12 protein-coding genes are annotated in these 11,210 nt (G+C 65.7%); 3 read left to right on the top strand and 9 right to left on the bottom strand.

All coding sequences use genetic code 11. The annotated features are described in order from the left end of the window. Positions 1-13: 13 nt before the first annotated feature. The 5 genes from IT549_RS13130 to lgt all read right to left on the bottom strand — a co-directional run bounded on the left by IT549_RS13130 (position 14) and on the right by lgt (position 3,811). Positions 14-808: a DUF1295 domain-containing protein gene (locus tag IT549_RS13130; protein WP_292973896.1), complete on the bottom strand. Its 795-nt coding sequence runs from the start codon at positions 806-808 to the stop codon at positions 14-16. Further along, positions 801-1,406: a 1-acyl-sn-glycerol-3-phosphate acyltransferase gene (locus IT549_RS13125; RefSeq protein WP_292973894.1), complete on the bottom strand. Its 606-nt coding sequence runs from the start codon at positions 1,404-1,406 to the stop codon at positions 801-803. Before IT549_RS13125 ends, IT549_RS13130 begins: the two co-directional genes overlap by 8 nt. A gap of 98 nt (positions 1,407-1,504) precedes the next feature. Next, positions 1,505-1,837: a hypothetical protein gene (locus tag IT549_RS13120; protein WP_292973892.1), complete on the bottom strand. Its 333-nt coding sequence runs from the start codon at positions 1,835-1,837 to the stop codon at positions 1,505-1,507. A 25-nt stretch (positions 1,838-1,862) separates the two neighbouring features. Continuing rightward, the gene (locus IT549_RS13115) at positions 1,863-2,921 is read right to left on the bottom strand and encodes an SAM-dependent methyltransferase (protein WP_292973890.1); all 1,059 of its coding nucleotides are present in this window, start codon (positions 2,919-2,921) and stop codon (positions 1,863-1,865) included. Then, entirely contained in the window at positions 2,918-3,811 is an 894-nt protein-coding gene (gene lgt / locus IT549_RS13110) for a prolipoprotein diacylglyceryl transferase (protein ID WP_292974073.1), read from the bottom strand. Before lgt ends, IT549_RS13115 begins: the two co-directional genes overlap by 4 nt. Before the next feature lie 189 nt (positions 3,812-4,000). Between lgt and IT549_RS13105 the strand changes: the two genes are divergently transcribed. After that, positions 4,001-5,713, top strand: coding sequence for a class I adenylate-forming enzyme family protein (locus tag IT549_RS13105; protein WP_292973888.1), 1,713 nt, complete (start codon positions 4,001-4,003; stop codon positions 5,711-5,713). Then, on the top strand, positions 5,710-8,448 hold the full coding sequence (locus IT549_RS13100) for a [protein-PII] uridylyltransferase (protein ID WP_292973887.1): 2,739 nt from the start codon (positions 5,710-5,712) through the stop codon (positions 8,446-8,448). Before IT549_RS13105 ends, IT549_RS13100 begins: the two co-directional genes overlap by 4 nt. Before the next feature lie 31 nt (positions 8,449-8,479). On the opposite strand, the gene IT549_RS13095 is transcribed toward IT549_RS13100, so the two are convergent. The 3 genes from IT549_RS13095 to IT549_RS13085 all read right to left on the bottom strand — a co-directional run bounded on the left by IT549_RS13095 (position 8,480) and on the right by IT549_RS13085 (position 9,456). Then, entirely contained in the window at positions 8,480-8,647 is a 168-nt protein-coding gene (locus tag IT549_RS13095; RefSeq protein WP_292973885.1) for an excalibur calcium-binding domain-containing protein, read from the bottom strand. A 248-nt stretch (positions 8,648-8,895) separates the two neighbouring features. Continuing rightward, the gene (locus tag IT549_RS13090) at positions 8,896-9,225 is read right to left on the bottom strand and encodes a carboxymuconolactone decarboxylase family protein (protein ID WP_292973883.1); all 330 of its coding nucleotides are present in this window, start codon (positions 9,223-9,225) and stop codon (positions 8,896-8,898) included. A 27-nt stretch (positions 9,226-9,252) separates the two neighbouring features. Continuing rightward, the gene (locus IT549_RS13085; RefSeq protein WP_292973881.1) at positions 9,253-9,456 is read right to left on the bottom strand and encodes a hypothetical protein; all 204 of its coding nucleotides are present in this window, start codon (positions 9,454-9,456) and stop codon (positions 9,253-9,255) included. Positions 9,457-9,569: 113 nt separating this feature from the next. Here IT549_RS13085 and trxC point away from each other — a divergent pair, with 113 nt between their 5' ends. Further along, entirely contained in the window at positions 9,570-10,010 is a 441-nt protein-coding gene (trxC, locus tag IT549_RS13080) for a thioredoxin TrxC (RefSeq protein ID WP_292973879.1), read from the top strand. A gap of 130 nt (positions 10,011-10,140) precedes the next feature. On the opposite strand, the gene IT549_RS13075 is transcribed toward trxC, so the two are convergent. Continuing rightward, on the bottom strand, positions 10,141-11,169 hold the full coding sequence (locus IT549_RS13075) for an aspartate-semialdehyde dehydrogenase (RefSeq protein ID WP_292973877.1): 1,029 nt from the start codon (positions 11,167-11,169) through the stop codon (positions 10,141-10,143). Between the last annotated feature and the right edge of the window lie 41 nt (positions 11,170-11,210).

Here is an 11,210-nt window from a genome sequence, read left to right as displayed (position 1 = left end):
GCAGCACTGCGGATCAGCCGCGTTTCGGCGGCCAGGGGATGAAGCCCGAGGTGCGCGCGACATAGTCGGCATAGCCCGGACGGCTCTTCGCAAGGCCCTTTTCCAGCAGCGGCTTGCCCGACCATTTTGTCAGCGTGAAGGTCAGGAAGAGAGGGCCGATCAGGCTGGCCAGCGCCACCCAGCTTCCACCTTCAGCCGCGACCAGCCAGATCCCCCACCAGGCGCAGCAATCGCCGAAATAGTTGGGGTGGCGGGTATAGCGCCACAGCCCGGTGTCGAGCACCTTGCCCTTGCTGGCGGGATCGGCCCGGAAGGCCTTGAGCTGGGCATCGCCGACGCTTTCGAACACCATCCCGGTCAGCCACAAGGCAAAGCCGGCCCAGCCCAGCAGGCCGATCGGCGCGGGCGAGGCCGCCGCCAGAATCCCGATCTGCGCGGGCAGGCTGGTGATGAACAGCAGCAGCGCCTGCGGGCCGAACACCACCCTGAATGCGGCGCTGCCATAGCGCCCGGCCTCGCGCGCCTTGGCCAGCATCCGGGCATAGCGCGGATCCTCGCCCTGCGCGCGCCAGCGGGTGAAAAGGTGCAGCGCCAGCCGCAGCCCCCAGATCGCGGTCATCGCCAGCAACAGGCCGGCCCGCGTGCCGGGATCGCCCATTTGCAGCCAGCTTGCCGCGGCCATGACCACCATGCCAAAGCCCCAGACCGCGTCGATGAACGAAACGTCGCCGATCCGCGCGGCCACCAGGCACAGCGCCAGCATCATCGCCAGATCGACCGCCAGATTGATCAGCAGCATGTCAGTCATCGCTTTTCTCCCGGGCCCGGATCAGGCTTGCTTCCAACGCCGCCCAGCGTGGATGATCGGGCACGACCGAGCGGTAGAATTCAAGCAGTTTGGCCAGGTCGGCGGCATAGTTGCCGCTGGGCATGATCGCCGCGCCGATCCCGCCCTTCATGGTCTTGTTGTTCACCCAGGCCGGAACGATCGGCACGCCCGCGCCCAGCGCGATGTGGTAGAACCCCGATCGCCAGCCCGAAATTGCCCCGCGCGTCCCTTCGGGTGCGATCACCAGCGCCAGTTCGTCGCGGCGGCCATATTCGCTCACCACCTGATCGACATAGTTCCTGTCCTTGGCCGAGCGATCGACCGCGATCCCGCCCATATCGAACATGAAGCGGGTCATCGGCCATTTGAACAGGCTGTGCTTGCCCATGAAATTGGGCCTGATCCCCAGCTGGGTCACCGCCCCCAGGAAGAACACGAAGTCCCAGTTCGAAGTGTGCGGCGCGCCCAGGATCACGCAGCGACTGGGCACCGGCGCGGCGCTGACGATGGTCCAGCCCTTCCAGCGGTAAAGCGCCAGCAGCACCCGTTTGACCAGGCGCGACGATAGTGACGCCATTGTCCGTTCTCCCCTTTTGCGCACAGGCATAGCAGCTTGGCGGGACTTGGCGAGGGGGCGGTCAACGATTCAGTGCAGGAATCCCGGCCTGGACCGGATCAATCCGGAACGTCGCAGCTGGCGCGGTCCAGCCGGACCTCTTGCCGGGGAAAGCCCAGGCGCCGCTGGCCGAATTTGATCAGCATGCCGCCGTTCGCCTGCCCCCACACGCCGCGACCATATTGCTTCGACACGGCAACGCAGTTTTCCTGCAGCACGATCTTGCGTTTCCCGCGCGTCAGCACCGCGCCCTTGCTGGTATAGGTCACCACCCAGATGCGTTCGGGTGTGGCGGCTTCGACCAGGGTTTCAGGCGCAGCTGCCCGGGCAAGACCGGCGGTCAGCACCAGCGCGGAAGATATCAGGGCGGTTTGGAGGATTTTGGGGATCATCGAAGTCGTTCCTTGAGGCTGAAAATCAGAACCCGGCGCCGCCCGGCCAGCTGGGACTGGCCAGCCCCATCACCTTGAACAGCAGCCCCATCTGCCCTTCGCCGACCAAGCGGTCCTTGGCTGCCTCGACCGCCTGGGCGTGCTGCGGGGCGAGTTCGGCCAGGGTCTGGGCGCGGGCGTCGATCCCCAGGTTCCGCAGCCAGCGGCCCTGCGGCACGGTGCCCAGCCACTTGCACCCGCGCGACTGGGCGATCGGGGCGAGCGTGGCGAAATCGACATGCGCGGTCAGGTCCGCCTCGCCCGGGTTGACGAAGGGATCAACCTTAAGGTGCGCGCGCACCGCCTGCAGGCTTGAGCCATCGCGCAGCTGATCGTGACCGTAATCGATGAACAGCGCCGCGCCGCCCTGTTCGATCAGCCGCCCGGCCACTTCATAGACGGTTGCCGCCGCACCGGGGCAGGTCTCGATGATCGTGCCGGGCTGGGCCGCGCGGCGCGCTTCGGGCACTGCGGCGTCCATCGGCTGGCTGCCGGCGATACAGGCAAAGCGTTCGCCTTCGGGAATGACCATCCGTTCACGCCAGCCTTCGGGCGTCATCACCAGTTGCCGCACCGGCAGCGCATCGAGGAATTCATTGGCGACCAGCAGGATCGGGCCATAGGGCGGCAGCGTGGAAAGATCGTGGTGCCACTGCGCACCGGGGACCGTTGCCAGCTGCACGTCCTTGAGCGCGGTCGAGGCCTCGACGAAATGGATCGAAGGCTCCAGCCCGTAACGCTTCATCACCCTGAGCGCATCGGCGGCCAGGGTGCCGCGCCCGGGGCCCAGTTCGACATAGTGGACCGGTTCCTCGCGCCCGGCGTTGATCCACATGTCGGCCAGCCACAGCCCGATCAGTTCGCCGAACATCTGGCTGATTTCGGGCGCGGTGACGAAATCGCCCGCCGTGCCCAGCGGGTCCTTGGCCGAATAGTAACGGGCGTTGCTTTCGCCCATATAGTGCATCAGGCTGATCGGCCCGGTGTTGGCGATCAGCCGCCGGAAGATCGCCGCCAGCGGTTCGGTTTCAGCCGGTTCGCTCATTCCGAAGCGGTGCTGCCCATTTCGGGGCGGCGCAGCGCGCGGATCATGAAGAACAGCCCGACCAGCATCAGCGGCACTGTCAGCCACTGGCCCATCGACAGCCCGGTGCGTTCGGCAAATTCGGTCAGCTGGGCATCAGGCTGACGGAAGAATTCGGTGATGAACCGGGCCAGGCCGATACCCAGCGCAAAGCAGCCAACCAGAAGGCCCGGGCGCCAGCGGGCACGGGTTTTCCAGAACAGCCAAAGCATGACCAGGGCCAGCACCAGCCCTTCAAGCCCGGCCTGGTAAAGCTGGCTGGGATGGCGCGCCAGATCGCCGCCATCGGGGAAAACCATCGCCCAGGGCACGTCGGGGCCGGCGACGCGGCCCCACAGCTCGCCATTGACGAAGTTCGCCAGCCGCCCCAGCAGCATGCCGACCGGCACCGGCACCGCGATGTAATCGCAGACCCGAAGGAAACTGAGTCCGTTGCGCCAGCAGACCCAGGCCAGCGCCACCAGCACCCCGATCAGCCCGCCATGGAAGCTCATCCCGCCGTTCCACAGCTGGATCAGCTGGCCCGGCTGGCTCCACAGGCTGGGAATCCCGGTGCTGCCGCCGGTGTAGAAGGTGGCATAGCCCAGCCGCCCGCCCAGGATCACGCCCAGGGTGCAATAGAAGAACAGGTCATCGACATGACGCTGGGCCAGCGGCGCGCCGGCGGTCTTCAGCGAACGGGTGACGTGCCAATAGGCAAACACGATCCCGAACAGGTAGGCCAGGCTGTACCAGCGCAGCTGGAACTCACCCAGCGGGGTGTTGAAGGCGAACAGGTAGTTCTTGATCCCCAGGTCGGCGAAATGGATCGGCGCATCGGCCGCTGCCGATGCCAGTGTAGCCAGCGCCAGGTGGGTCTGAAGTAGTGACAGCAAGCGGCTAACCCCTTAGACAAGCAGAGTGTTCAGGCGGCGCAATCGCACCCGGATTGGCGCTATCTGGCACAGAGCGCGGCGGAAACAAACCCGCCGCGTCGAATTGGGAACAGGAATGGGGCTGCGAAAGGGGCGGGCCTCGCTTGCTTGGAAGAAGGATGCCTCATGGCCAGCGAACTCGACAATGCCCTGAACGACGTGGTTGCCCGCCTGACTGCCCCGGGCGCGATGCTCGAAACCACCACTATCGAGCGCTATGGCCAGGCGCTGCCGATGCTGAAGAACGCGCCGCCCACGCTGCCGGCGATGTTCGAACATTTTTGCGCCCAGCACGCCGATGCGACCTTCCTGGTCGATGGCGAGATCCGCACCACCTTTGCCCAGGTCCATGCCGCCGCGCGTGAAGTGGCCGGTGCGCTGGTCGCCGGGCAGGGAGTGCAGAAGGGCGACCGGGTGGGGATCGCGGCGCGCAATTCGACCAACTGGATCATCGCCTACATGGGCGTGCTGATGGCCGGGGGCTGCGCGGCGCTGCTCAACGGCTGGTGGAGCGGCGAGGAAATGGCCGCCGGGATCGAGCTGACCGGGTGCAAGCTGGTGCTGGCTGACCCCCAGCGCGCGGCGCGGATTGCCGACCTCGATCTCGCAACGCGGGTGGTGGTGTTCGATCACGACAAGCCCTGGCGCGAAGGGCTCGCCTCGGTGCTTGGCAATGGCGGCGGGGCCGATACGCCGCTGCCGGACCTCACCGGTGATGACCTGGCGACGATCCTCTACACCTCGGGCTCGACCGGACAATCGAAGGGCGCCTGGTCGGATCACCGCGCGGTGACCCAGGCGGTGTTCTCCTACGTCGGGCAGACGCTGATGATGCTGACCTACCTGACCGAGCGCGACGAAGCCCCCACGGTGCAGCCGTGCAGCCTGGTCAACGTGCCGCTGTTCCACGTCACCGGCGAAGTGCCGCTGTTCCTGCAAAGCTTCGTGATCGGCCGCAAGCTGGTGCTGATGCCCAAGTGGAACGCCGAAGAGGCGATGCGGCTGATCGAGGCAGAAAAGGTCACCTATTTCGTCGGCGTACCGCTGATGAGCTTCGAGATCGCGACCCATCCCAACCGCGACAAGTATGATCTGTCCAGCTGTACCGCCTTTGCCGCCGGCGGCGCGCCGCGCCCGGTCGATCACGTCAAGCGGATCAAGGACGCGCTGCCGCACGCCTTCCCGCTGCTGGGCTATGGCCTGACCGAAACCAACGCGGCGGGCTGCGGCAACCTCAACGAAAACTACATCGCCAAGCCCGGATCGACCGGCACGGCCAGCAAGCCGCTGATCGACCTTGGCATCCTTGACGATGACGGCAAGTGCCTGCCCCCCGGCCAGACCGGCGAAGTGGCGATCCGTTCGATCGTCAATTTCAACGGCTATTGGGACAACAGCGAAGCCACCCGCCAGGCGATCATGCCCGATGGCTATTTCCGCACCGGTGACCTGGGTTATCTGGATGAGGACGGCTATCTGTTCATCGTCGATCGCAAGAAGGACATCATCATCCGCGGCGGCGAAAACATAAGCTGCATCGAGGTGGAAGAGGCGATCTATGCCCATCCCGATGTGGCCGAAGCCAGCGTGTTCGGCATGCCCGATGAAAAATTCGGCGAACTGCCGACCGGGGTCTATCTGGTCAAGGACGGCCGCAGCCTGTCCGAAGAGCAGCTGCGCGCCTACCTGCTGGAACACATCGCCCCGTTCAAGGTTCCGGTCCGGCTGTGGCAGGAACACGAAACCCTGCCGCGGCTGGGCACCGAAAAGGTTGACAAGCGGACCCTGAAGGCCCGTTACCTGACGGTGTGGGAAAGCGAGCAGAAGACCGGGGCGTGAGCCGCATCGAAAACCAGCGCGCGGTGATCGATCGCCGTGCGCTGGCCGGCGCGATCACCGATGCGGTTGCCGCCGAAGGCCCGGCCCGGGCCCGGCCCCGAGTGGTCGAACTGCTGCGCGAGGCGCTGGCTGGCGGCCGCGCCGAAATCGCCCGGCGGCTGGCCGCGCGCCCCTCGGCCGGGCACGACAGCGCCGAGGCGCAGGCCTTTCTGGTCGATCAGCTGATCCGGGTGATCCACGATCACGTTACCGCCGATCTCTATCCCGCGCCCAACCGCACCTCGGGCGAGCGGCTGACGATCATGGCGGTCGGTGGTTATGGCCGCGGTGAAATGGCGCCGCATTCGGACGTCGATGTGGCCTTCATCACCCCATCCAAGCAGACCGCCTGGTGTGAACAGGTGATCGAGGCGATGCTCTATTTCCTTTGGGATCTGGGGCTCAAGGTCGGCCATTCCAGCCGCAGCCTCGACGATGTGGTGCGCATGGCCAAGGGCGATCTGACGATCCGCACCGCGTTGCTCGAAGGGCGGTATGTCTGGGGTGATCAGGCGCTGTTTGATGAGGCGCAGCGCCGGTTCTGGGCCGAAGTGGTCGCCGGGACCGAGCGGCAGTTCGTGTCCGAAAAGCTGGGCGAGCGCAACGATCGCCACAAGCGGCTGGGCGACAGCCGCTATGTCGTCGAACCCAATGTGAAAGAGGGCAAGGGCGGCCTTCGGGACCTGCACACGCTCTACTGGATCGGCAAGTACATCCACCATGTCCGCGACGTGTCCGAACTGGTCGATGTCGGGCTGCTGACCGGCAGCGAGTACCGCGCCTTCCGTCGTGCCGAGAACTTCTTCTGGGCGGTGCGCTGCCACCTGCACACGATCACCCGCCGCGCCGAGGACCGGCTGACCTTTGACCTTCAGCGCGAGGTTGCCGCGCGGATGCAATTCGCCGACCGGCCCGGGCAAAGCTCGGTCGAACGGTTCATGCAGTACTTCTTCCTGCAGGCCAAACGCGTGGGCCACCTGACCGGGCTGTTCCTGGCCCAGCTGGACGAGCAATCGGGCAAGAAGGCTCCGCGCGGGCTGCTGGCGGGGTTCCGCGCGCGGCGGCGCAGTCTCAAGGGCTATGTGATCTATGGCGGCAAGATCAACGTGCCGTCGGACGACTGGTTCACCCAGGACCCGGTCCGCCTGATCGAGATCTTCGCGCTGGCCGATGCCCAGCACCTTGAAGTCCATCCGGAGGCGCTGCGCTGCGCGCTGCGCGATGCCCGCGCGGTCGATGCGGTGCGCGAAGATCCGCGGGCCAATGCGCTGTTCCTCGATCTGCTGACCAGCCGTAACGATCCAGAAACGGTGCTGCGCTGGTTCAACGAGGTCGGCGTGTTCGGCCGCTTCATTCCCGATTTCGGCCGGGTCAACGCGCAGATGCAGTTCGACATGTACCACCACTATACGGTGGACGAACATACCATCCGTGCGGTCGGGCTGATGGCGCGGATCGAAAAGGGCGAGATGAAGGGCGAGCATCCGCTGGCCACCGGGATCGTCCACAAGATCCAGCACCGCCGGGTGCTCTATGTCTCGATCCTGCTGCACGATATCGCCAAGGGCCGCCGCGGCGATCATTCGGTGCTGGGCGCCGAAGTGGCGCTGAAACTGTGCCCGCGGCTGGGGCTGTCGGAAGAGGAAACCCGCCTCGTCTCATGGCTGGTGGGCCAGCACCTGCTGATGAGCGCGGTCGCCTTCAAGCGCGATCTGGCCGACTGGAAGACGATCACCGATTTCGTTGCGCAGGTGCAGTCGGTCGAGCGGTTGCGGCTGCTGGCGATGCTGACCATCGTCGATATCCGCGCGGTCGGCCCGGGGGTATGGAACGGCTGGAAGCGCCAGCTGATCCACGAACTGTACGATGCCGCCGAAGAGCGGCTGCGGCTGGGCCACGTCCAGCACGGGCGCGAACAGCGGGTCGCGGCGAAGCAGGCGCAGGTGGCCGAACGGCTGGGCAAGGCCAAGGGGCTGGTTGCCAAATATGCCAAACAGTTCAACGATGCCTACTGGATTGCCGAACCCGACGATATCGTGGCGATGAACCTGACCCAGCTGGACCGGGCCAAGGGCGCTGCGCTCGACGTGCACTGCGAATACTATGCCGCGCGCGGGGCCACGCTGGTGACGGTGATCGCGGCCGACCATCCAGGGCTGTTCTATCGCATTGCTGGGGGGATCCACCTGGCCGGCGGCAACATCATCGACGCGCGGATTCACACCACGCGGGGCGGCATGGCGGTTGACAACTTCCTGGTCCAGGATCCCTTGGGCCGACCATTCAGCGAGGACAGCCAGCTCGCCCGGATCCGCACGATGATCGAGGATGCGCTGGCCAATCGGGTCAAGCTGGTCTCGCAGCTTGCCGCGCGGCCCAATGCCCGCCCGCGCGCCGATGCCTTCGATGTGCGGCCCTCGGTCGAAGTGGACAATTCGGCCTCGAACCGCTTCACGGTTGTCGAAATCAACGCCCGCGACCGCCCTGCGCTGCTCAGCCGACTGGCCCGCGCGCTGTTCGAAGCCAAGCTTATGGTCCATTCCGCGCACATCGCCACCTATGGCGAACGCGCGGTCGATACCTTCTATGTCACCGACCTCTTGGGCGAAAAGGTCGATGCCGTGGCGCGGCTGCGGACGGTCGAAAAGAAGCTGCTCGAAGCGGCGGACGAGGAAACGGTTGAGGTGGCGGTGTGAATCCAGGCTCTGGCTTCAAGCCGTTCCGGTGTCAGAAACCGGCATCCGGATGAGGCTCGCAAGCGATCCCATCACCGTCGCCATCCATCGATTCGTCATATCCCGGCTCGCCGGCATAGATCGGTGCGGTCCCTGCAGCCCGGGCTGAATTGCAGCCCTTCCAGTGATCTCCCGGTTGCGGAGGCCGTTTGCGATCCATCCGCGTCGCGGAAACGAGTGCCTGCACGGCTGAGGAACCAGCATCGATTGCCTTTCCGCCAACTGCGCTTGCCCTATCCGGCCATTTGACGATTGCCGTCCCCAACAGCCCGCCCAGACAAAGTCCGCCCAAAATCAGCTTGGGCGTCGAGCTTCGCGAGTCTCTCCTTGAAGACATGCCCAAGGATTACCACAGCATCACGGGATGGAAAGCGGAATGGCAGGATCTGGCTCCCAACAGGGGACAGGCTAACCCGCCGCCTCGGTAAACTGGTCGAACGCTTCCACCGCCTGTGCGGCGTACATCAGGCTGGGGCCGGCGCCCATGTAGATCGCCAGGCCCATCGTCTCCATGATTTCCTCACGCGTGGCGCCGTGCTGCAGTGCGGCCTTGGCGTGGAAGGCGATGCAGCCGTCGCAGCGGATCGCCACGGCGATCGCCATGGCCAGCAGTTCCTTGGTCTTGGTATCAAGCGCGCCGCCTGCCGTGGCGGCTGCCGCCATGGCCGAGAAGTTCTTCATCACTTCGGGGCTGCCGAGGCGCACCTGCTTGATCGCGGCCGACAGTTCGGTGGCCATGCCCGGCCAGTCCTTGTGCATCGCCGCCTACTCCGCCGTCTGGTCAGGCGAGCGGCGGACGATTTCGCGGGCGGCCCACCAGGATACCGGGATCGAGAGCACGAACCCGGCCAGCGCGGCCAGCGCCACCGGCTTCCAGCCGGGCAGGTTCATGGTCAGTACGGCGGTAACGAAAATCCCCATCAGCGCGGTCATGGTCATCGCGTGGATCACGAACATCAGCCGGTACATCATGGCCCTCCTGTTGCCACTTCGGAAAATATCAGGGTTTCCTAATGTAAATCGGCGCGGAGTCCTTGATCGGGGTCAACAAGCCCCCAGATAGACGGGAAAGGAGACCTGCCATGCCCAAGTCCACCGATCCGGCGCTGGTCGCCTGTCCGCATTGCGGGGCGCTCAACCGCGTGCCGGTCGAACGGCTGGGTGCGGCCCCCACCTGCGGCAAGTGCAAGGCCGCGCTGTTTGCGGCCAAGCCGATTGACGCCGATGCGGCGCGGTTCGACCGCCAGCTCAAGGGCACACTGCCGGTGCTGGTTGATTTCTGGGCCGAATGGTGCGGCCCGTGCAAGGCGATGGCCCCAGCCTTCGCCCAGGCCGCCAAGGAGCTTGAACCGCAGGTGCGGCTGCTTAAGGTCGAGACCGACCGCGTGCCGGATCTCGCCCGGCGCTATGGCATCCAGTCGATCCCGACCATGGTGCTGTTTGCCGAAGGACGGGAAGTGGCGCGGCAGAGCGGTGCCATGCCTGCCTCGGCGATTGTGGGTTGGGTGAAGGGCAACCTCTGACCCAACTCCGTTCGCCCTGAGCCTGTCGAAGGGCCGCCCTTTCTTTCCGGCCTTGCGCTTGAGGGCCGCAGAAAGAAGGACAGTGGTTCGACAGGCTCACCACGAACGGGTTTTGGATTGGCAGGCGCTATTACCCGATCAAGGCCTCGGCAATCTGCACCGCGTTGAGCGCGGCGCCCTTGCGCAGGTTGTCGCCAACCACGAACAACGCCAGGCCGTTCTCGGCGCTGCGGTCGATCCGCACCCGGCCGACATAGACCGGGTCCTTGCCGGTCGCCTCGAGCGGGTTGGGGCAGTCGCTGATCACCACGCCGGGGGCCTGCGCCAGCAGCTCAAGCGCGCGGCCCGGGCTGAGCGGGCGTTCGAATTCGACATTGAGCGAGATCGAGTGCCCGGTGAACACCGGCACGCGCACGCAGGTGCCCGATACCGGCAGGCCGGGGATGCCCAGGATCTTGCGGCTTTCGTCGCGCAGCTTCAGCTCTTCCTCGGTATAGTCGTCCTCGCCCAGCACATAGTTGAGCGGCACCACATTGTGCGCCATTGGCACTGCCCACTTCGCGGCAGCGGGCAGCAGGTCGTCATGCCCGCCTTCGGCCAGCAGCCGGGCCTTGTCACCCACATGGTCAAGCTGGCGGGCGAGCACGTCGATCCCTTCCAGCCCCGCGCCCGACACCGCCTGATAGGTGCTGGCGACGATCCGCTTGAGCCCCGCCTCGGCATGCAGCGGCCCCAGTACCGGCATCACCGCCATGGTGGTGCAATTGGGGTTGGCGATGATCCCCTTGGGCAGCTCCGCCATGGCATGAGGGTTCACTTCGGCGACCACCAGCGGCACGTCCGGGTCCGAACGGAAGGCCGAGCTGTTGTCGATCACGATGGCACCCGCCGCCGCGACCCTGGGCGCCAGCGCCTTCGAAGTCGAACCCCCGGCCGAGAACAGGACAATGTCGAGCCCGGAATAGTCCGCCGTCGCGGCATCCTCGATCGTCACGCCACCCAACACCTTGCCGGCCGAGCGGGCCGAGGCGAACAGGCGCAGCGTCTGAATCGGGAAATTGCGCTCCTTGAGGATCGCCAGCATGGTCGATCCGACCACGCCGGTCGCGCCGACGATGCCGACGTTAAGCTGCTGTCCCTGGGCGAAACGGTGAACCATCATGCTACTCCTCAAGTACGGAGAGCAGTGCGGGGGTTGAA

The sequence above is a fragment of the Novosphingobium sp. genome, from assembly GCF_020852455.1.
Taxonomy (GTDB): domain Bacteria; phylum Pseudomonadota; class Alphaproteobacteria; order Sphingomonadales; family Sphingomonadaceae; genus Novosphingobium.
Note: the sequence above shows the minus strand (reverse complement) of the source record. Positions and strands in the feature narration are given on the sequence as shown.